This window comes from Pseudarthrobacter sp. Y6, assembly GCF_050156205.1.
In the GTDB taxonomy this organism is placed as follows: Bacteria; Actinomycetota; Actinomycetes; order Actinomycetales; family Micrococcaceae; genus Arthrobacter.
On record NZ_CP189574.1, the window covers coordinates 1,752,771 to 1,773,696 of the forward strand.

The 20,926-nt window shown below is 64.3% G+C and carries 20 protein-coding genes; 17 read left to right on the forward strand and 3 right to left on the reverse strand.

Annotation, left to right across the window (positions count from 1 at the left end; translation table 11 throughout):
• The first annotated feature begins 24 nt into the window (after positions 1 to 24).
• The 10 genes from atpE (at position 25) to ACQCSW_RS08390 (ending at position 10,472) form a co-directional block, all read left to right on the forward strand.
• Positions 25 to 228 carry an ATP synthase F0 subunit C gene (atpE, locus tag ACQCSW_RS08345; RefSeq protein ID WP_009356484.1) on the forward strand — a complete coding sequence of 68 codons (204 nt, stop codon included), beginning with the start codon at positions 25 to 27 and terminating at the stop codon, positions 226 to 228.
• A 57-nt stretch (positions 229 to 285) separates the two neighbouring features.
• Positions 286 to 834, forward strand: a complete 549-nt coding sequence (locus ACQCSW_RS08350) for a F0F1 ATP synthase subunit B (RefSeq protein ID WP_426990325.1) — start codon at positions 286 to 288, stop codon at positions 832 to 834.
• Complete coding sequence (locus ACQCSW_RS08355; protein ID WP_426990326.1) at positions 834 to 1,661, forward strand: F0F1 ATP synthase subunit delta; 828 nt, start codon at positions 834 to 836, stop codon at positions 1,659 to 1,661. Before ACQCSW_RS08350 ends, ACQCSW_RS08355 begins: the two co-directional genes overlap by 1 nt.
• Positions 1,662 to 1,744: 83 nt before the next feature.
• On the forward strand, positions 1,745 to 3,382 hold the full coding sequence (gene atpA / locus ACQCSW_RS08360; protein ID WP_426990651.1) for a F0F1 ATP synthase subunit alpha: 1,638 nt from the start codon (positions 1,745 to 1,747) through the stop codon (positions 3,380 to 3,382).
• 75 nt (positions 3,383 to 3,457) lie between these two features.
• Complete coding sequence (locus ACQCSW_RS08365; protein ID WP_426990327.1) at positions 3,458 to 4,351, forward strand: F0F1 ATP synthase subunit gamma; 894 nt, start codon at positions 3,458 to 3,460, stop codon at positions 4,349 to 4,351.
• 80 nt (positions 4,352 to 4,431) lie between these two features.
• A complete protein-coding gene (atpD, locus tag ACQCSW_RS08370; RefSeq protein WP_426990328.1) occupies positions 4,432 to 5,886 on the forward strand; it encodes a F0F1 ATP synthase subunit beta in 1,455 nt (484 codons plus the stop codon).
• 1 nt (position 5,887) lies between these two features.
• Positions 5,888 to 6,172 (forward strand): F0F1 ATP synthase subunit epsilon, encoded by a 285-nt coding sequence (locus tag ACQCSW_RS08375; protein WP_354252235.1) that lies wholly within the window; start codon positions 5,888 to 5,890, stop codon positions 6,170 to 6,172.
• A gap of 10 nt (positions 6,173 to 6,182) precedes the next feature.
• Complete coding sequence (locus tag ACQCSW_RS08380) at positions 6,183 to 6,614, forward strand: DUF2550 domain-containing protein (RefSeq protein ID WP_354252236.1); 432 nt, start codon at positions 6,183 to 6,185, stop codon at positions 6,612 to 6,614.
• 4 nt (positions 6,615 to 6,618) lie between these two features.
• The gene (locus tag ACQCSW_RS08385) at positions 6,619 to 7,926 is read left to right on the forward strand and encodes an alpha/beta hydrolase (protein ID WP_426990329.1); all 1,308 of its coding nucleotides are present in this window, start codon (positions 6,619 to 6,621) and stop codon (positions 7,924 to 7,926) included.
• Positions 7,923 to 10,472, forward strand: a complete 2,550-nt coding sequence (locus ACQCSW_RS08390) for a bifunctional lysylphosphatidylglycerol flippase/synthetase MprF (RefSeq protein WP_426990330.1) — start codon at positions 7,923 to 7,925, stop codon at positions 10,470 to 10,472. Before ACQCSW_RS08385 ends, ACQCSW_RS08390 begins: the two co-directional genes overlap by 4 nt.
• 142 nt (positions 10,473 to 10,614) lie before the next feature.
• Here ACQCSW_RS08390 and ACQCSW_RS08395 read toward each other — a convergent pair whose 3' ends face one another.
• Together ACQCSW_RS08395 and nucS are read right to left on the reverse strand one after the other, a co-directional pair.
• On the reverse strand, positions 10,615 to 10,818 hold the full coding sequence (locus ACQCSW_RS08395; RefSeq protein WP_011692441.1) for a cold-shock protein: 204 nt from the start codon (positions 10,816 to 10,818) through the stop codon (positions 10,615 to 10,617).
• A 293-nt stretch (positions 10,819 to 11,111) separates the two neighbouring features.
• A complete protein-coding gene (gene nucS / locus ACQCSW_RS08400) occupies positions 11,112 to 11,807 on the reverse strand; it encodes an endonuclease NucS (RefSeq protein WP_111907926.1) in 696 nt (231 codons plus the stop codon).
• 37 nt (positions 11,808 to 11,844) lie between these two features.
• Here nucS and ACQCSW_RS08405 point away from each other — a divergent pair, with 37 nt between their 5' ends.
• On the forward strand, positions 11,845 to 12,201 hold the full coding sequence (locus ACQCSW_RS08405) for an ATP/GTP-binding protein (protein WP_426990331.1): 357 nt from the start codon (positions 11,845 to 11,847) through the stop codon (positions 12,199 to 12,201).
• Between the two features lie 79 nt (positions 12,202 to 12,280).
• Positions 12,281 to 13,081, forward strand: a complete 801-nt coding sequence (locus ACQCSW_RS08410) for an alpha/beta hydrolase (RefSeq protein ID WP_111907832.1) — start codon at positions 12,281 to 12,283, stop codon at positions 13,079 to 13,081.
• Between the two features lie 10 nt (positions 13,082 to 13,091).
• Here ACQCSW_RS08410 and ACQCSW_RS08415 read toward each other — a convergent pair whose 3' ends face one another.
• Complete coding sequence (locus tag ACQCSW_RS08415; protein WP_426990652.1) at positions 13,092 to 14,342, reverse strand: AI-2E family transporter; 1,251 nt, start codon at positions 14,340 to 14,342, stop codon at positions 13,092 to 13,094.
• A 276-nt stretch (positions 14,343 to 14,618) separates the two neighbouring features.
• Between ACQCSW_RS08415 and ACQCSW_RS08420 the strand changes: the two genes are divergently transcribed.
• The 5 genes from ACQCSW_RS08420 (at position 14,619) to ACQCSW_RS08440 (ending at position 20,922) form a co-directional block, all read left to right on the forward strand.
• On the forward strand, positions 14,619 to 16,319 hold the full coding sequence (locus ACQCSW_RS08420) for a hypothetical protein (RefSeq protein ID WP_426990332.1): 1,701 nt from the start codon (positions 14,619 to 14,621) through the stop codon (positions 16,317 to 16,319).
• Between the two features lie 66 nt (positions 16,320 to 16,385).
• Positions 16,386 to 17,393, forward strand: a complete 1,008-nt coding sequence (locus ACQCSW_RS08425; protein ID WP_426990333.1) for a tetratricopeptide repeat protein — start codon at positions 16,386 to 16,388, stop codon at positions 17,391 to 17,393.
• A complete protein-coding gene (locus tag ACQCSW_RS08430; RefSeq protein ID WP_426990334.1) occupies positions 17,393 to 18,490 on the forward strand; it encodes an NADH:flavin oxidoreductase/NADH oxidase in 1,098 nt (365 codons plus the stop codon). Before ACQCSW_RS08425 ends, ACQCSW_RS08430 begins: the two co-directional genes overlap by 1 nt.
• Before the next feature lie 72 nt (positions 18,491 to 18,562).
• Positions 18,563 to 19,369, forward strand: a complete 807-nt coding sequence (locus ACQCSW_RS08435; RefSeq protein ID WP_426990335.1) for an ABC transporter ATP-binding protein — start codon at positions 18,563 to 18,565, stop codon at positions 19,367 to 19,369.
• A complete protein-coding gene (locus ACQCSW_RS08440; RefSeq protein ID WP_426990336.1) occupies positions 19,351 to 20,922 on the forward strand; it encodes a transporter in 1,572 nt (523 codons plus the stop codon). Before ACQCSW_RS08435 ends, ACQCSW_RS08440 begins: the two co-directional genes overlap by 19 nt.
• The last annotated feature ends 4 nt before the right edge of the window (positions 20,923 to 20,926 follow it).

The window sequence follows — 20,926 nt, forward strand, 5'->3', positions numbered from 1 at the left end:
AGATGGCATCTTGAAAGGAAAAAAATGGAAGGCAATCTCAACCTCGTAGGTTACGGTCTGTCCGCAATCGGAGGTGGTATCGGTGTTGGTCTCGTGTTCGCCGCTTACATCAACGGCGTGGCACGTCAGCCGGAAGCACAGCGTGTGCTCCAGCCGATCGCATTCCTCGGCCTCGCGCTGACTGAAGCCCTCGCCATCCTCGGCCTGGTCTTCGCTTTCGTTCTCTAGTCTGAACTTCAGAACCAAGCGAACATCCAGAACCGAGTAGATAAGGACGGGTGAATTATGAACCAGGTGATCATCTCAGCCGCCAAGGAGGGTACTAACCCTCTGGTACCCAACGTCTGGGAAATGGGCGTTGTCCTCGCCGGCTTTGCTGTCCTCATGTTCATCGTGGTCAAGTTCGTTGTCCCGATGTTCGAGAAGACGTTTGCAGAGCGCGCAGAGGCAATCGAAGGCGGCATTGCCAAGGCTGAAAAGGCCCAGGCAGAAGCTTCAGCCGCCCTCGAAGAGTACAAGCAGCAGCTCACGGACGCCCGCGCGGAAGCTAACCGCATCCGCGAGGAAGCCCGTGCTGAAGGCGCCCAGATCCTTGCAGATCTGAAGGAAAAGGCCGCCTCTGAGTCTGCGCGTATCACGGCCCAAGCACACGTGCAGATCGAATCAGAGCGCCAGGCCGCAGTTGTGTCCCTGCGCTCCGAGGTAGGCACGCTGGCCACCACGCTGGCAGGCCGCATCGTTGGCGAAGCACTCAACGATGACGAGCGTTCCGCCCGTGTGGTTGAGCGCTTCCTGGCAGATCTGGAGAACCAGAACGCAGGTGCAGCTAAGTAATGTCAGGTGTATCGAGCGAATCGCTGACCACGGCGCTGACCCAACTGGAAGCAAAACTTCCGTTGGCCTCGCTGCAGTTGGCTAAGGAACTCTTCGGAATCCTGGGAACGGTGGACAGCTCGGCTGGCTTGCGCCGCGCCCTGACTGACCCGTCCCGCACCGGTGACGAAAAGTCGGCGCTGGTCAAGCAGCTTGTTAGCGGAAAAGTCTCCGCTGAGGCTGCGGACATCGCGGGCGGACTGGCCAGTTCACGCTGGGCATCGGCCCGAGATATCGGCGATGCACTCGAGACGCTTGCCGCAACGGTGGTCATCGCCGTTGCTGAAAACAAGTCGGCCGTTTCTGCCTCCGGAATCTCTGGGCTGGAAGAGCTGCAGAACGATCTGTTCTCCTTCAACCAGGCCGTTGCCTCCAACCATGAGGTACAACGTGCTCTGTCGGAGCCGCAGGCCAGTGCTGCAGCGAAGGTCGGGTTGGCGCAGAAGCTGCATCCCGGCGCAGGCGAGGAAGCAAAAGTCCTCATTGCGCAGGCAGTTTCCCAGCCCCGCGGCATCAAGCCGACGAGGCTCGTAGCCCGGTTCGCCGAGCTTGCAGCCAAACGGCAGCAGCGCTGGATTGCAACGGTCAGCGTCACCCGTCCCTTGACGGAGACGCAGTTCGCCCGCCTCCAGGCAGGGCTTAATTCCCTGTACGGCCGCGAGCTCAAGATCAACATCACCGTTGATCCTGAACTGATCGGCGGAATCCGTGTCCAGGTGGGTGACGAAGTGCTTGATGCTTCGGTTATCACCCGGCTGGGACAGCTTCACCGCCAACTGGCCGGTTAGCCGGACAAGCACAACTTAACGAAACGAAACCCCGGTCATCGTGAGCAACGATGATCACGAAAACAGGAGAGCAGGGACTGCAGATGGCCGAATTGACCATCAACGCCGACGACGTCCGTAATGCGTTGAACGAGTTCGCGGCGTCCTACGAACCCGGAAACGCAGAGCGCGTAGAGGTTGGCCGTGTAACAACCGCAGGTGACGGCATCGCCCGTGTTGAGGGCCTTCCCTCGGTCATGGCGAACGAGCTGCTTCGCTTTGAAGACGGCACCCTGGGCCTGGCCCAGAACCTTGACGTCCGCGAGATCGGTGTCATCGTACTCGGTGACTTCACCGGAATCGAAGAGGGCCAGGAAGTCCACCGCACGGGTCAGGTTCTGTCCGTACCGGTAGGCGACGCCTTCCTCGGCCGCGTGGTTGACCCCTTGGGCCAGCCCATCGACGACCTCGGCGAGATCAAGGCCGAAGCCACCCGTGCACTGGAACTCCAGGCGCCCGGCGTGACCCAGCGTAAGTCGGTCCACGAGCCGATGCAGACCGGTCTGAAGGCTATCGACGCCATGATCCCGATCGGCCGCGGTCAGCGTCAGCTGATCATCGGTGACCGCCAGACCGGCAAGTCGGCTATCGCCATCGACACCATCATCAACCAGAAGGCCAACTGGGCTTCGGGCGATGTGACCAAGCAGGTGCGTTGCATCTACGTGGCAATCGGTCAGAAGGCATCCACCATCGCGGCTGTCCGTCAGACCCTTGAGGACAACGGCGCACTGGAATACACCACCATTGTGGCTTCCCCCGCGTCTGACCCTGCAGGCTTCAAGTACCTGGCACCGTATGCCGGTTCGGCCATCGGCCAGCACTGGATGTACGGCGGCAAGCACGTCCTCATCGTGTTTGATGACCTCTCCAAGCAGGCCGAAGCCTACCGTGCAGTTTCACTGCTGCTGCGCCGCCCGCCGGGACGCGAAGCCTACCCGGGCGACGTCTTCTACTTGCACTCCCGTCTGCTGGAGCGTTGTGCCAAGCTCTCCGATGAGCTCGGTGCCGGCTCGATGACCGGCCTGCCGCTCATCGAAACCAAGGCAAACGACGTCTCTGCCTACATCCCGACCAACGTGATCTCCATTACCGATGGCCAGATCTTCCTGCAGTCGGACCTCTTCAACGCCAACCAGCGTCCGGCCGTCGACGTGGGTGTCTCTGTGTCCCGCGTGGGTGGTGCTGCGCAGGTCAAGTCCATGAAGAAGGTCTCCGGTACTTTGAAGCTGGAACTGGCCCAGTACCGCGACATGCAGGCTTTCGCCATGTTCGCATCGGACCTCGATGCCGCATCGCGCCAGCAGCTGACCCGCGGCGCCCGCCTGATGGAACTGCTCAAGCAGGGCCAGTACTCACCGTTCCCGATCGAGAACCAGGTTGTGTCCATCTGGGCCGGTACCAACGGCCACCTCGACGAGGTTCCGGTTGAGGACATCAACCGCTTCGAGACCGAATTCCTGGAGCACCTCAAGCACAAGTCCTCCATCCTGACCACGCTGGCGCAGACCAACGTTATGGACGATGACACCGCTGAAGCACTGAAGACCGCGATTGTGAGCTTCAAAAAGGGCTTCTTCGGCGAGGGTGACAACCGCCTGGTAGGCGCCGGCCACGAGGAGCACGAAGCTATCTCCGAGGGCGACGTCGACCAGGAAAAAATCGTCAAGCAGAAGCGCTAGTTTCGCTGGCAGGGACTGCCGGAACCTCTGAGGTTCCGGCAGTCCCGGCCATCGGGATCTTAGGAAAGGAAAAGTATGGGAGCCCAGATTCGGGTCTACCGCCAGAAGATCAGCTCGACCACGTCGATGCGCAAGATCTTCAAGGCGATGGAACTGATCGCTACCTCGCGCATTGGCAAGGCCCGCGCACGCGTAGCGGCTTCACTGCCTTACGCAAACGCGATTACGCGTGCCGTTTCTGCTGTCGCAAGCCAGAGCGAAATCGACCACCCGCTGGTCACCGAGCCGGCGCAGATCCGCCGGGCAGCTGTCCTGGTCATCAGTGCTGACCGCGGCCTTGCAGGATCCTACTCGGCGACTGTGCTTAAGCAGGCGGTTGGTCTCACCGAGCTGCTCCACGGGGAGGGCAAAGAAGTCAAGACGTACGTGATGGGCCGCAAGGCACAGGCGTACTTCGACTTCCGCAACCTTCCTTACGAGCGTGTGTGGACCGGCAACACCGATGCGCCGAAGTTTGGAACTGCACGTGAAGTCGGCGCGGCACTGCTCGAAGCCTTCGCGACGGACTACGAAGAGGGCGGCGTCGACGAGATCCATGTCGTTTACACCCGCTTCAAGTCCATGGTGACGCAGGAGCCGACGGTTATCCGTCTGCTTCCGCTCGAGGTTGTCGAAGAGCAGGCGGCGTCCGAGTCGGACCTCCTGCCGCTCTACGAATTCGAGCCGGAAGCTGAGCAGGTTCTTGATGCCCTGCTGCCGCGCTACATCGAGTCACGCATTTTCGCCGCCATGTTGCAGGCAGCAGCTTCGGAGCTCGCTGCCCGCCAGCGGGCAATGAAGTCCGCCGGCGACAATGCCACGGACCTCATCAAGAAGTTCACGCGCCTGCGCAACACTGCCCGCCAGGCTGAAATTACGCAGGAGCTTTCCGAGATCGTGGCCGGTGCCGACGCGTTGAACGCGTCCTAGCCTCCTCGAGCCCGGATCCAGCTGTACCTGCACCAAAGTAAACTTAACCCCTACGCCATCTACTGAGTGAAGTGAGAGAGATGACTGCCACTGCTACCGAACACGTAGCCGCGACGACCGGTGCTACCGGCCGTATTGCACGTGTTATTGGCCCGGTTGTCGACGTCGAATTCCCGGCTGACGCAATCCCCTCGATTTACAACGCCCTCACCACGGAGATTACCCTCAACGGTGAGACCAAGACGATCACGTTCGAGGTTGCCCTGCACCTCGGCGATAACGTCATTCGCGCCATCTCCCTGCAGGCAACCGACGGCCTGGTCCGCGGTACCGCTGTGGTGGACAGCGGAGCCCCCATTTCCGTGCCGGTCGGCGACGTCGTCAAGGGACACATCTTCAACGTCCTCGGCCAACCGCTTGACGTGGCTGAGTCGGAACTCGAGATCACCGAGCGCTGGCCCATCCACCGCAAGGCACCCGCCTTCGCGACGCTTGAGGGTTCCACCGAGATGATGGAAACCGGCATCAAGGTCATCGACCTTCTCACCCCGTACATCAAGGGTGGAAAGATCGGCCTCTTCGGCGGCGCCGGCGTGGGCAAGACCGTGCTGATCCAGGAAATGATCACCCGTGTTGCCCGCAACTTCGGCGGCACCTCGGTGTTCGCCGGTGTCGGCGAGCGTACCCGTGAAGGTAACGACCTCTGGGTTGAAATGGAAGAGGCAGGCGTCCTGAAGGACACCGCCCTTGTATTCGGCCAGATGGATGAGCCGCCGGGAACGCGGTTGAGGGTCGCCCTGTCTGCACTCACAATGGCGGAGTACTTCCGCGATGTGCAGAACCAGGACGTGCTGCTCTTCATCGACAACATCTTCCGCTTCACCCAGGCGGGCTCCGAGGTTTCCACCCTCCTCGGCCGCATGCCGTCGGCTGTGGGCTACCAGCCCAACCTGGCAGACGAGATGGGTCTCCTCCAGGAGCGCATCACGTCCACCAAGGGCCACTCGATCACCTCGATGCAGGCCATCTACGTCCCCGCAGATGACTACACCGACCCGGCCCCGGCCACGACCTTCGCACACCTCGACGCAACCACGGAACTTTCCCGTGAAATTGCTTCCCGTGGTCTGTACCCGGCCGTTGACCCGCTGACGTCGACCTCCCGCATCCTGGACCCGCAGTACATCGGTCAGGACCACTACAACACGGCTGTCCGTGTGAAGCAGATCCTGCAGAAGAACAAGGAACTCCAGGACATCATCGCCATCCTCGGCGTTGACGAACTTTCGGAAGAGGACAAGATCGTCGTGTCGCGTGCACGCCGCATCCAGCAGTTCCTCTCCCAGAACACCTACACCGCCAAGCAGTTCACCGGCGTCGAAGGCTCCACCGTCACCATCAAGGACACGGTTGAAGGTTTCACCGCTATCTGCGACGGCGACTTCGACCACGTAGCCGAGCAGGCCTTCTTCAACATTGGCGGCCTGGACGATGTCGAGCGCCAGTGGGCCAAAATCCAGGAACAGACCAAGTAGTATGGCTGAGCTTGAGGTTGAGATTGTCGCAGCGGATCACTTCGTGTGGTCCGGAGCGGCCAAGATGGTCAAGGCCCGCACCAGCGATGGTGAAATCGGAATCCTGCCCGGCCACTCGCCCCTGCTGGCGATCCTGGCCGAAGGTGAACTGGCCATCGAGCCGGTTTCCGGGAACCGTATTGCCGTAGTTGTTGACGGCGGATTCTTCTCCGTCGACAACAACCGCGTGGTGATTGTTGCTGACAACGCCCAACTGGGCGACGCGGCTACTGCTGGGATCCGCTAGCACCACACTGATGGACGCTCCGACTTTTCCGTTCATCGCTTTGGCAATCACTTTTGGATTGCTGATATTTGCACTGTGCCTTTCGGGGGTGCGCCGCTTCAATCTGCGGCGCGCCCTCGGCACGGTGGACGCCTCCATTTGCATGGCTGGAAACAGCTGGCAGATGGGGGTTTGTCGTTATCAGGACAACGACCTTGAATGGTTCCGCCTGCTTTCCCTGAGCGTGCGTCCCAAACATAAGTTCAAACGCAGTTCCCTGGAACTGCTGGGTCGCCGCAAACCCACCGAGGCCGAAGCCGTGAAGGTCCAGCCCGACGTCGTGATTGTCGAGCTGCGGTACGAAGGTCAGGATCTGCGGCTGGCCATGAAATTCGATGCGTACACGGGGCTGTCCTCCTGGCTGGAAGCCGGGCCGGTTATCGGCGTGGGTACCTGGCGCTAGCCACGTGGACTGGATTGCTGATATCCGGTTGACCGACGGACCGGTGCACTGGGCCGCCTGGGTCCTTGGTGCCGCCGCCGCACTGTCCCTGATCTGGCGTCCGCGTGCCCTTGGCCGCCGCCGCTGGTTCCTCAGTGTCGCCGCCGCAGTGGCCGCCGCCGCCGCCGTGGTGCTGCTAGTGCATTGGGTCCTTATTTATTGGGCCTCTACTTTCCCCGAAGAACTTCCGTTTGACGTTCTGGCGTGGATGGTTCCGGCCGTGGCCGCCCTCCTGCTGGTGGTGCTCAGGCTCCCCACGGCGTCGTGGCGCCGCCGTGGGCTGGATGTGCTCGCCCTCCTGGCCGTGGTGCTGCTGGCCGCGGTGCAGATCAACGCGTATTTCGGCCTCAACCGGACAGTTGCGGACCTGACGGGAGCGGCGCTGACCCGTATCCCGGCCCTGGAACAGGAGCTGATGCGCCAGCCGGACATTCCGGCCACGCCTCTGGACGGATGGAAACCCGCCAATGATCTCCCTGCCGATGGCCTTGTTCGCACCGCATCCATTCCAGGAACGTCGTCGGGCCTGCAGACACGCGACTCGTACATCTACCTTCCGCCGGCCTACTTTGCTTCGAACCGTCCCAGCCTTCCGGTGCTGGTTCTGGTGCCGGGCCAGCCCGGCGGCCCTGCCGACTGGTTGACCGGCGGGTCGCTCCCGGCACGCATGGACACTTTCGCCGCCCGGCACGGGGGAGTGGCGCCTGTTGTTGTGGTGGTTGATCCCAACGGCAGCCAGTCGTCGAATAATCTCTGTATGGACAGCGCCATAGCCAAGGCAGACACTTACCTCTCGGTGGACGTGCCGGCATGGATCTCAGGAACGTTGGACGTGGACCCCGACCACCGGCAATGGGCCATAGGCGGTTTCAGTTTTGGTGCCACATGTGCGGTACAGATGGCCGCCCGCCACCCGGAGCTGTACACGGGTGTTCTCGCCTTTTCCAGCGAGAGTGAGCCTGCGCTGGCCAAGGAACGCCAGAAAACGGTTGACGCAGCTTTCCACGGCGACACCGCCGCCTTTGACGCCCAGGTGCCGCTGACGCTGTTGATGGAGCACAAATATCCTGGCAGCGTGGCGTATTTGGCGGCAGGGGCCACCGATCCTGAGTTTGTTGCAAATCTGCGGACCCTTGAGGCGGCGGCCCGCGGGGCAGGTTTCACGGTGGGCTCGGACGTGGTGGCGCACACCGGCCATTCGTGGGACGTGCTGACTCCCGGCATGGACAATGGGCTTGAGCTGCTGACCGCACACTGGGGGTGGGTCAAATGAGGGAAGCTGGCGAAACCCGTGCGCCGGCCCTGCTCTGGTCAACTGTCGTGCTTCCGGCCGGCCGAAGAATGTGGAGCTTCCTTCGGTCAGTGCCACTGACGCTCAGTATCCTCGGGATTTTCTTGTTGGTCGGAGCGGTAACTGGCAGCTTCCTCAGCGGGCCGCCGGAGGATCTCCTTCCCCTCGCAGGCGTCAGCGCCCCTGGCTTGAAGGCAGGCAACTGGTGGGGCCTGGTGACGTCACTGTTCTTTGCCACCAACCCGCTGGCCTATCTGGTGGCGTCCCTAATGATCCTGCTGCTGCTGGGCCTGGCCGAGAGGAACCTTGGGACTCTTCAGACGGCAGCGTTTTTCCTCGGTGGCCAGTTTGCAGCTGTCACCGTCTTCCTGCTGCTGACCCAGCTGGCGCGGTACGCGGGAGACGGCTGGCTGGGGCTGATGGCGGACAACAGCCTGATCGGACCCTACGCCGCTATCCTGGCCGCTTCCCTCGCCGCGAGCGGCAGGATTCCTGTTCTGTGGCGGCGCCGGTTGCGGACGGCGCTGCTCTCAGTATCGCTCCTGCTGGTTCTGTACGTGGGGCATGCCGAGACCGTCATCGGCCTGGCAGGTGCAGCGGTGGGTCTCGCAGCCAGCTGGTGGAACCAGGGCGACCACGGCCAGCTTCACCCGCCCCGCTCGAGCGGCAGGGAAACCAGGAACCTCCTTGCCCTGACGGTGGCCGTGTTCGCTGTAGGCCCCATCCTTACCGCCGTTGCCCGGACGCCCACCGGCCCGCTGGCGCTGCTCCGGGACGTGCTGCTGAACCCCATGCCCACACTGGGCCAGCTTGAAGCAAACTGCGGACCAACAGTGGAGGCATCCTGCCTGGAGGTGGGGCGAACGGGCTTCGCCGGACCCCTTGGCCTGGCCCTGGCAGTAGTCCCGGTAGTTCTGCTCCTCATCTGTGCTGACGGAATGCGCCGGGGCCGCCGAATGGCACTGCGTATCACGTTGGCCCTTCAGGTGGCGGTCACGGCGATGGCCGCCGTCTATCTGGCCCTCTTCGCGCTGATCCCGCACTATCCCGCCCGTCCGCATACTGCCGCCATGGGTTCGGGTTTTGCCCACATCCTGCCTTTGGTGATCGTCCCACTGCTGCTGGCGGTGCTGCTCTGGGTTAACCGCCGCCAGTTCCGCGTCGAGACCATCCCTGCCGCCCGCCGTCGGCTCTTGGCAGTGGTAGGTGCCGTATGGCTGTTGCTGGCCGGGAGCTACACCCTGGCCTGGTTTGCCGCAGGGGGAATGAGGCGCGACGGCGGCCTGCTGGGCTTGCTGGCCGAATTGTCCAGGCAGTATCTGCCGGTTCCACTTCCGAATCTCTACCACCGGGTTTTTGCTGAACGGAACAGCCTCGAGTCCCTGATTTTTGGCTACTCCGGACCGGTCTTCTGGCTTGTTGCATTGGCCGGCGTCTGGTCCGTGCTCCTGGGCCGGCATCATGGCAGCGATTCGGGCCACGACGACAGGGCCGCAGCGCGGAAGCTGTTGCACGAGGGCGGCGATTCACTGTCGTGGATGGCCCTCTGGGAGCCCAACCGGTACTGGTTCAGCCCGGATGGACGCGGCGCCGTCGCCTACCAGCTGCACGGCAGTGTTGCCCTGACGCTAGCGGGCCCCTTCGGCGCGGCCGACTCCCGTCGGCGGACCGCCGAAGGGTTCCTTTCCTACTGTGGCAGCCGCGCGCTCATCCCAGCCTTCTACTCATGCGATGACACGCTGTGGCCCCTCCTGCAGGACCGGGGTTTCCAGCGCGTGTCCGTGGCGCAGGAGACCAGGCTGTCCGTCCGGCAACTCGAATTCACGGGCAAAGAATGGCAGAACGTGCGGACTGCGCGGAACCGCGCCGCTAAGATGGGCGTCAAAGCCGTCTGGGGTACCTACCACGGGCTTCCGTCCGCCCTTCGTGCCCGTCTCAGCGAAGTGTCGGAGGAATGGGCGGCAGGAAAATCAGTTCCGGAAATGGGATTCACGCTCGGCGGCATGGATGAGCTGATGGACGACGAAGTGCTGTGCTGCCTGGCCGTGGACGGGGACGGCCAAGTGCACGGGGTCACCAGCTGGTTGCCGGTTTACGACGGCGGGACGCTGGTCAGCCGCACGCTGGACGTTATGCGCCGGGGTGCCGACGGATTTCCCGGGGTGATGGAGTTCCTGATTGCTTCGGCGGTCCTGGAGTTGCGCGAATCCGTGGAGGTCATCTCGCTCTCCGGGTCCCCGCTCGCCAGCCTGCCCGACGACGAAACACCGGGGGGACCAGTGCAGGCCGAGAACCTCGTCCGCATCCTCGATGTGGTGGGCCACGCCCTCGAACCGGTCTACGGATTCCGGTCCCTGGCGGCTTTCAAATCACGCTTCAAACCCGAGTACCGGGCGCTTTACCTGTATTACCAGGATCCTTTGCAGTTGCCTGCGATCGGACGGGCGCTGACCCGGGCCTATTTGCCCGGCCTTTCGCTGCAGCAGGGGGCACGGCTGGTCCGGGGCCTGGTGGGCCAAGGAAGTTGACACAATAGGACGCGGCCCTAAACATTTGTGACTGGAAAGTCACGGTGGACAAAGTCACATGGACAAAGAAAAGGTCCCCGGCACGGATGCTGGGGACCTGTTCTTCGCTGGAAGCCGCGTATATGGCGGTCCGGGCGGGGGACTAGACCAGCGTTACGCCGGTAGCCTGGGGACCCTTGGCACCCTGACCGATTTCGAACTGAACACGCTGGTTCTCGTCGAGGGTCTTGAAGCCACCGGTCTGGATCTCCGAGTAGTGAACGAAGACATCGCCATCGGAGTCATCCGGGGTGATGAAGCCGAAGCCCTTTTCAGCGTTGAACCACTTGACGGTTCCCTGTGCCATTTATTTCTCCTCATTATGGAACTTGTCTAAGTCCGGCACACCTCGTGCCGGACTCGGTCACTCCGCGAGAAGAATCCTTCAATGCCGTTCCTGGGAACATGCGCTGCAGGAGCTTCGCGCTCGCAACAAGTCTTGCGAGCATGAAAAACACCTACACAAAGACTGACCTAAGAATTTCACGCCGATTCCGTCAGGTCAACGGTCCGAACGGCCAATAACGCAAGTTTTGCGTAAAAAACGGGTGAATCCCCTTGTCAGGGGCCGAAAGCCGTCACAGGTGCGGATACCCGGCGTCAGAAAAGCCGGGAGTCACTGTCGTCCACACCGCGCATGGCATCATAGTCCAGCGTGATGCAGTCGATGCCGCGGTCGTTTGCCAGCACCTTGGCCTGCGGCTTGATCTGCTGGGCAGCGAAGATGCCACGGACCGGCGCCAGCAGTGGATCGCGGTTCAGGAGTTCAAGGTAGCGGGTGAGCTGCTCCACGCCGTCTATGTCGCCCCGCCGCTTCAGCTCGATAGCCACCGTGGCCCCGCTGGCGTCGCGGGCCAGGATGTCCACCGGGCCGATAGCGGTGAAGTATTCGCGGCGAATGAGCGAAAAGCCTGAGCCCAGGGTCTCAATCTGATCGGCGAGCAGGCGCTGGAGGTCAGCTTCGACACCGTCCTTGATCAGTCCGGGGTCCACCCCCAGATCGTGGGCGGACTCGTGCAGCTGCTCGTGGATGTTGATGATCAGGCGGTCATCAGTCTTGGCGGACTGGACTGTCCACTGTTCCGTGACGCCAACCTCCAGGTCAACGTCCTCCGGCGAGGACACCCGCAGGGATGCGGGCGGGCTCATCCAGTTCAGCGGCTTATAGGAGCCGCCGTCGGAATGGACCAGCACCGAGCCGTCGGCCTTGACCAGCAGGAGCCTGGTGGCAAGGGGGAGATGGGCTTTGAGCCGGCCAACATAATCAACTGAACATCGGGCTATGACAAGTCGCACGCCGTACACACTACCGGGGCTGGGGCAGAATGGAGGCATGCCGCGTTCCAACCGTCCCCGCCGCCCCGCCTCCGGAAGGCCGGGCGTAGCTGCCGGAAAGCCGGCCGGCAAGAAGGGTAACGGCGACGTTCCTGAGTTGGATTTGGAACGGGCGCGTGCTGGAATCGCCCGGCGGGAAAGCGCGCCCGACGGCGAGTGGATGGTCAGGACCATGACCGCCAGGAACGCGGAAAAGACCTATATTTGCCCCGGCTGCTCCACCGCGGTTGTCCCCGGAATCGCCCACCTGGTGGTGTGGAAGGACGATCATATGTTCGGTGCGGCCGCAGGCCTGGCTGAACGCCGCCACTGGCACACGAACTGCTGGCTGTCCCGGACCTACCGTTACCGCTGACGTTCGGCGCCGGAGAAGCCGCGCTAACGAGCCGGAGCACAGCACCTGTCGGGCGCCGGGAGTCGCTAAGCTGGCAGGCATGACTTTTGATCCGGCGTCGTACGAATTCAGCCAGCCAACACGGCCCGCACCCATCCGCGCATCAACGGTGCTGCCGGCCGGGCGCGAGAACATCGAGCTCCGCACCGAGGATGGCCACACTCTGGTGGGGGAACTGGCGCTGCCCGAGTCCGGCCAGATCACCGCGACGCTGATCACGCTGCATCCGCTTCCGACGCACGGCGGGTTCATGGACTCGCATGTCTATCGCAAGGCTTCGTACCGGCTTCCTGCCCTGGCCGGCGTGGCTGTGCTTCGCTTCAACACCCGCGGGACAGGTTCGCCGCGGGGAACCAGCGCAGGTTCCTTCGAAGAGGGGATCGGCGAGCGGCAGGACGTTGAGGCGGCGGTGCGTTTCGCCGTCGAACGCCAACTGCCCAACCGCTGGCTGGTGGGCTGGTCCTTCGGCACCGAGCTGGCGCTGATGTACGGGGCGGTTGAGCCGGTGGCCAGCCAAATCGAAGGTGCCGTGCTGCTGTCGCCTCCGCTGCACCGTGCCACCGACGCCCACCTGCGCCTCTGGGCGGACTCCGCCAAGCCGCTCACCGTGCTCGTGCCGGAGCATGACGACTACTTGCAGCCCGCGGCCGCCGCTGAACGCTTCAGTTTGGTGCCGCAGGCCCGAGTGGTGGGGGTCGACGGCGCCAAGCACCTTTGGGTGGGGGAGAAGTACGCTTCCCGCGTGCTCAATGAAATCGTGGATGAGGTGACCGAAGCAGGCTCCGGACCAGAAGGCCTGCCGCAGGTGTGGAACGGCCCGGTGGCTACCTCAGCCGCCTAGTGCCTGCCCGTTAGTGCTTGTCCTGGCGGACGATGTAGATCTCCTTGACCAGGAGCAGGATGGCGGCCGCCGTCGGGATGGCGATGAGCGCGCCCAGGACTCCCAGCAGGCTGCCGCCGGCAATCACGGAGATCACGGCAACGGCCCCCGGCACGGCCACGGCTTTCTGCATGATGCGCGGCGAGATGAAGTAAGCCTCGAACTGGAGGTAGGCGAAGTAGCAGATGCCGTAAACGGCGGCGGTCTGCCAGCCCTCCGTCAGCGAAACCAGCAGGACCACGATGCCGGCGATCAGGCCGCCCACCAGGGGGATGAACGCCAGCAGTGCCACGACGAAAGCCAGCAAAAGGGCGAACGGGACACCCACAATGGACATCACGATGAACGCAAACGTGGCGTTGAGCAGTGCCACGCAGGCCTGCCCGATCACGTAGTTGCCCACGGAACGGGTGATCTCCTCGGAGAGGGCTTCCACCCGGGCCCGGCGAGACCGCGGCGCCAGCCGGTAGCCCCACTTCTTCATGGCCGGAAGGGCTGCCAGGAAATAGAGGCTCAGGACCAGGACGATCAAGGTGCCGAAGAGCCCGTTGGCCAGGGTGGAACCGAAGCCCACCACCCCGCCGAAGATCCCGCCCATCGCCTCGGGGTTGTTGACGAACTTGTCGAGTTCCTCGTTGATGCGGTCGCGCACACCAAACTGGTCATCCACGTTGCGGAAGAATTCAGAGTCGATGAAGTCCCGTACCCAGGTGGGTGCCTGCACTACAATCTGCGTGACCTGTTCCACGATGGTGGGGATGAGGGTAGCGAAGAACCCTCCCACAGCCACCACCAGGACCAGGACGGCCAGAAGAATGCCGGCCGGGCGGGGAATCCGGCGGTTCTCCAGCCAGCCGACCACGGGTTCCAGGCCGAGGGCAATGAACAGGGCAGCCACAATCCACAGCAGCAGCTGCGTGGTGTTGGAGCCGATCCAGTAGACCAGCAGGGCAAGCCCCACCCCTACAGTGCCCATGAAGCCCATATAGAGGGGGTGTTGCATCGACATCCGGGGACCCGGACTGCCAAACTGCGCGGCCGTCCCGCCGTCTGCCGTGGCGGCAGGTTCTTCAGTGTGGTTGTATTCCGGCGGGATCTCAAACCGGAGCCTGGGCTGGGCGCCCGGCAGCGGCTGGCGCAGGCGCCGCACAAGCTGGCCAAGAGCGGCAGCTGCGGAGCCCCGCAGCTTCGCCGTCGCAGGCCTATCCGGCGAGGATCCCAAAGCGCCAGCGGCCGGTTGATTTTCGTGTCCCGTGGAGGACTCTTCCGTCTTGTCAGTCACTGGATTCTGGGACCTGTTCCGTGCGTGGCGCCGCATTTGCGGGCCGATGTGATGATCATCGCAAACACTATCAGCAGCCTTGCCAACGGGAGCGAGGGCGCCCGCCGGGCCGTCCTGGCGCCGCTGTTTCCGGACCCCGCCGGCGCCCGAACGGGGGTTCTGGTAACAAAACGGTTACTATTGAAAGTAAACCCCCGCGAATGATAGGTGTTTCCTTTGCGCTTCAAGACTGCAGTTGCACTCGTGCTGCTCGGCCTCCTGACACTTCTGGCCGGTATCGGCCAGAAGACAATTTGGGCTCCCTCCGAGACCTTTACGGTTTCCGCCCCGGCAGATGCCGCGGAGGCGCCACTGACCGTCATTGACCAGAACCTGCGTACCGCGCAGGGCGGAACGGTGAAGATCAAGATCGAAGGCGACGGCAACTTCCTGCTCGCGGCCGGCCGGCCTGACGACGTGGATGCCTGGGTGGGCCCGACGGCCCACAACAACATCACTGGGGTTTCCGAGGACAACAAAACCCTGCAGGTTGAGCACGCCGACGGCGACGCCACGGCGCCGAATCCGGCCGGATCCGACCTCTGGGTGTCCACCGAAAACGCGAGCGGCGAGCTGGAGTACTCATGGACTCCCCCCGCGGACGGCGAATGGTCGCTGCTGCTGGCCTCCGATGGCACCAAGCCCGCACCGTCGTCGATCTCCATGACCTTCCCGAATGACACCTCCACCCCGTGGGCCATCCCGCTGATGGTGATCGGCGGCCTCCTGATCCTCGCCGGCATCGCCCTGGTGGTCCTGTCCGCACCCAAGCGGGACGGCGAAGGCAACGGCAAGGGAAGCCTGTTCGCCCGGCGCGCCCGGGCCAAGGCCGAGGCAAGGTCCTCCTCACGGCTCGGCATGGTTTCCAGCGGCATGGTCACCGCCGCTGTGACCGCCCTTGTAGTGGCCGGCACGGGTGCCGCTGCCAACGCGGCCACCACCCCCGCCCCGGCTCCCGCCACCGGATCCACATCGCCGGAGGCCGGCCAGGCAGCCGCGCCGGTCCTCCTGGACGCCCAGTTCCGCAGGATCCTGGAGCAGGTCTCCAGCGCCGCCGACGCCGGCGACGCCGCCAAGGACGCCGCCCAGCTCGGGGAGCGCGTAGCCGGGGCCGAGCTTGAGGTCCGTACCCAGAACTACAAGATCCGTTCCCAGGTGGGCACCTATGAAGCCCGGATGCCTGTCCGTTCCACCAAGCTCCTCACCACGGTGGTCACCAGCGACCGCAGCTGGCCCCGCTCGGTCCTTGCCGTCACGCAGGGTGACGGCAACGTCGTCCCGCAGCTGCTCACCCTGGTCCAGCCCTCGCCCCGGGAGAACTACAAGCTGACCGAGACCACCCCGCTGCAGCCGGGAACCACCTTCCCCGCCATCGGCCGGGACGGCACCGACACGCTGGCCGCCAGCGACAAATCGGGCCTGCTGTACAGCGGCGAGGAGGCCTTGGCCGGGCTGGCCGACCGCCTGACCAATCCAGAGTCGAGCTTCAAGGACAAGCTGGTGGAGGGCGCATCCTCGCCGTACATCGCTGACACGCTCTCCTACCAGGCAGAAGTGGTCGCCTCGGGTATAAACGGCAACTTCTCCTTCACCCACAAGGTGGTGCCGGAAAGCACTGTTGTGTTCCGGACGGCCGACGGCGGGGCGCTGGTGCTGGGTCGGATCAACTTCGGCTTTGATGGCACGCCGAAAGCCTCCGGTGACAAACTCGCCATCGGCGACGACGCCGCGGCGCTCGCAGGCGGCAAGGAAACCACCACCGGCATGGTGCTGAACTTTGCTGAATCAATGGCGGTATACATCCCGCCGGCAGGTTCGACGGATCCCATCAAGCTGGTGGCCGCAACGCGCGGGCTGGTAGGCGCAAGCTTCAAATAGGTCCGCAGGGTCCAGTCCCCTGATGCAGTACCCCCGGCAGCGGCCGGAGTGGCTAGAGTGGAAAGCATGAGTTCGCCAGCTTCCCGCCCAGTCCCTCCAGCCGCTGCCAGCCTGCTTAACCTGCGTGGCGCCGTCGACCTTTCATCCCTGAAACAGCGCCAGGCGCCCCCTGCGGCTCCCGGCAATCCGCCGGTTCCCGTGGATGTGGGTGTCAGCGCAGAGGCAGGTGCGGTAACGCCCGACGACGGCGCGGCGCCGCTGCGGGTCACTGTCACCGAAGGCAACTTCCAGGAACTCGTGGAGCTTTCCGCCCAGGTGCCGGTGGTCTTCGCGCTGTGGGCGGCGTACTCGCCGGAATCCGCGGCGATGCTTGACTCGCTGGAGCGGGTCATCAACAGCTACGGAGGCCGCCTGGTACTGGGGGCGGCTGACATCGAAGCCTTCCCGCAGCTGGCACAGGCCTTCCAGGTCGAGGCCGTTCCCACCGCTGTCGCCGTCCTCAAGGGCCAGCCCGTACCGCTCTTCCAGGGCGGCGCCGAAGAAGCCCAGATCCGGCCTCTCCTGGATGAACTGCTGAAAGTGGCGGCGGCCAACGGTGTCACGGGCAGCCTCGGCGGGGGCGTTACGCCCCCGGAAACGGAACCGGCACCCCTTCCGCCGCTGCACCAGGCCGCCTTCGACGCCATCGAGGCAGGCGACTATGAGGCAGCCGCCGTGGCCTACCGCCAGGCCTTGCTGGAAATGCCGGCCGACGCTGAGGCCAAAGCCGGCCTGGCCCAGGTGGAGCTGATGGCCCGGCTTCAGCCGCTCTCCGCCGAGGACTCTGAAGCGTTGCGTACCCTCGCCGCCAATGAACCTGACAATCTGGCCGCCCAGCTGGGCGTGGCGGATCTGGACGTGTCCGGCGGCCACGTGGAGGACGCGCTGAACCGCGTGGTCAGCTTCATCGGCCGGAACTTCGGCCCGGAACGGGAGACCGCTCGCGTGCGGCTCCTGGAGCTCTTTGACGTGGTGGGCACGTCCGACCCCCGTGTTGCCAAGGCACGCCAAGGACTCGCCAGGGTCCTGTTCTAGTGCCGGCCCTGTTCCAGCCGCTCAAGCTCCGTTCCCTGGAGCTCACGCACCGCGGCTGGGTATCACCCATGTGCCAATACAGCTGCGGTCCCGACGGCGCCCCGGGGGTTCCGAACGACTGGCACCTGATGCATTTGGGCTCCTTCGCCGCGGGCGGCGCCGCGTTGATCCTCACCGAGGCGGCCGCCGTGAATGCGGCCGGCAGGATCAGCCCCCGTGACGCCGGGCTGTACAACGACGAACAAGCCGAGGCCTGGCAAAGGATCACGTCCTTTGTGCACAGGCATGGTGCCGCGGAAGCGAAGATCGGCGCCCAGCTTGCCCATGCCGGCCGGAAAGCGTCCACCTACTGGCCGTTCGCCGGGCAGCGGGGGAGCGTCCCGGAATCCGACGGCGGCTGGCCCACGGTGGGTCCATCAGGGCTTGCTTTCGACGGCTATGCCGAACCCGCCGCAATGACTGAGGCGCAGATCCGGGAGGTCATTGCCGATTTCGCGGCGGCAGCAGTGCGTGCCGTGGACGCCGGCTTCGACACCGTAGAGATCCATGGCGCGCACGGCTACCTCCTGCACCAGTTCCAAAGCCCGCTGATCAATACCCGGACCGATTCCTGGGGCGGGGACGAGGCCGGCCGGAACCGGCTGGTGCTCGCCGTCGTTGATGCGGTCCGCAATGTCATCCCCGAATCCATGCCCCTATTGCTGCGGATTTCGGCCACCGACTGGGCGCCGGGCGGCGTTGATGTCCAGGCTTCGGTCCGGCTGGCCGCCCAGACGGTGGAGCACGGGGTGGACCTCATCGACGCCTCCAGCGGAGGGGCCGTGGCCCACCAGGACATCAAGCCGGGTCCGGGCTACCAGACGGAGTTCTCCGCACGCGTCCGCCGGGAAGCCGGGGTCCCCACCGGCACCGTGGGCCTGCTGACGTCCGCAGGCCAGGCCGAGCATGCCGTGGCCACCGGGCAGGCCGACGGCGTGTTTATTGCCCGGGCCGCGCTCCGGGATCCGCACTGGTGGCTCCGGGCGGCGTTCGAACTGGGGCACGACCTCCCATGGGCACCGCAGTACGAACGTGCCATGCCGCGGTATTCGTTCTAGGCTTCCCTACGCCTTTGGCCCTACTCCTGCGGGAGGACTCCGTCGGCAGGACCCTGGGTCTAGGCTGGCATCATGACTGCTCCGCATCCTGATCCCCACTCTGATCCGGTGGCGCACACCCGGCCCGTTCCTGCCCTGTCCATCCGCGGGCTTGCCAAGCGTTTCGGCGGAAAAATCGCCGTGGACGGCATCAGCCTCGACGTCCCGGCGGGTTCATTCTTTGGCATCGTGGGCCCCAACGGCGCTGGCAAGACCACGACGTTGTCCATGGCCACCGGCCTGCTGCGGCCCGACTTCGGCACAGCCGTTGTCCACGGAGTTGACGTCTGGGCCCGGCCGCTGGAGGCCAAGAAGCTGATGGGCATCCTCCCTGACGGTGTCCGCCTCTTTGACCGCCTCACCGGCGAACAGCTGGTCACCTACGCGGGGCTGTTGCGTGGCATGGACAAAGACGTGGTGGCCTCCCGCGTGGGGGAGCTGTTGTCGGCCCTGGACCTCAACCAGGACGCCGGGACGCTCGTGGTGGACTATTCGGCCGGCATGACAAAAAAGATCGCCCTGGCGTCGGCCCTGATCCACGCCCCGCGGCTGCTGGTGCTCGATGAACCCTTCGAGTCCGTGGATCCGGTCTCGGCGGCCAACATCCGGTCCATCCTGGACAGTTACGCAGCCTCCGGCGGGACGGTGATCGTCTCGAGCCACGTCATGGACCTGGTCCAGCGTATGTGCGACCACGTCGCCGTGGTGGCGGCCGGAAGGCTCCTCGCTGCCGGGACCGTGGACGAAGTCCGCGCCGGGGCATCGCTGGAAGAAAGGTTCGTCCAGCTAGTCGGCGGACGCAACCACACGGAAGGCCTGGAATGGTTGCGCACCTCCTAAGGCTCAAGCTGACGCTGCTGAGGAACGGCCTTCGCCGCAGCCCCTGGCAGCTCGTGGGTCTGGCGTTCGGCGGTCTCTATGCACTCGGAATCGTGGGTGCGCTGGTCGTGGCCCTGGTGATGCTGCGACAGGAAAACAACGAGCTGGCGTACACAGCCGTAGTGCTTGGCGGTTCAGCGGCCATCCTGGGCTGGGGGATCATCCCGGTGGCGGCTTGGGCCACCGACATGACCCTCGATCCGGCCCGCTTCACCACGTTTGCGGTCCCCATGCGGCAGCTCCTAACCGGTCTGGCCTTGGGTGGCCTGATCGGAATTCCGGGGGTGGCCACGTCGCTCGTAGCGCTGGCAACCGTGGGCACGTGGGCGCGCGGCTTCGTTCCTGCCGTGGCCGCGTTGTTGGGAGCATCCCTCGGTGTCCTGACGTGCATTGTGCTGTCCAAAGTGGTCACCACCGCCACGGCCAGCCTGGCGGCGTCGCGGCGCTTCAAGGACGTCAGCGGCGTTGTCTTTATGATTCCGTTGATCCTGATGGGCCCCATCCTGGCAGGAGTGTCGCAGGGGATCTCAGCGTCCGCCGGGTTCCTGCCTGACTTCGCCCGGATTCTCGCCTGGACGCCGCTCGGTGCTGCCTGGTCCCTGGGCGGAGACGTCGACGCCGGACGGCCCGGCGAGGCCGCCGTGAAGCTGCTCATTTCGCTGCTCACCCTCGCCGGACTTGCGTGGTGCTGGAAAGTCCTCCTGGAACGTGCCCTGGTTAACCCTCCGTATACGGGGAGCGGGAGCCGTAAGGGCGGAAAGCTGGGGCTGTTCGCGCTCCTGCCCGCAACGCCGACCGGTGCCGTCACAGCGCGTGCCCTGACCTACTGGCTGCGGGATCCCCGTTACGGCGGATCGCTCATTGTGATTCCGCTGCTGGCGGTGGTGATGTTCTTCCAGGCGAGCCAGGGGGACAGCTTCGGAATCCTCGCGATGCTGGGCCCATTGACCGCTTTCCTCATGGCCTGGTCGATCTCCGCAGACATCTCCTACGACAGCACCGCGTTCGCTCTCCACCTTGCCACCGGCGTGCGGGGTGTCCCGGACCGGCTGGGCCGGGCCCTGGCGTGCCTGATTCTCGCCGTCCCGGTGGTGATGGCCTTTTCATTGGTGCCGTTTATGTTCACCGGCAGCTGGGAATGGCTGCCCGGAGTGCTGGGACTGTCGGTGGGAATTCTCCTGACCGGTCTTGGCCTCTCGTCGGTAGTATCGGCGCGGTACAACGTCGCAGTGCCCCTGCCCGGAGATAGCCCTTTCAAGAAGCCACCCGGCAACGTCGGCCAGACCATGGCCGTGCAGTTCGGCGGCATGGGTGTCCTGTCCATCCTGGTGCTTCCGGAAGCCGGGTTGATCATTGCCCAAAGCCTGACGGGAAATCCCGTCTTCGGGTGGCTGAACCTTGCAGTGGGCCCGATCCTGGGACTGGTACTTTTTGTGTTGGGCATCAGGATCGGTGGCCGCTGGCTGGAGGCCCGTGGCCCGGAAATGCTGGCCCAACTGACCGTCAACCGCTGATTCC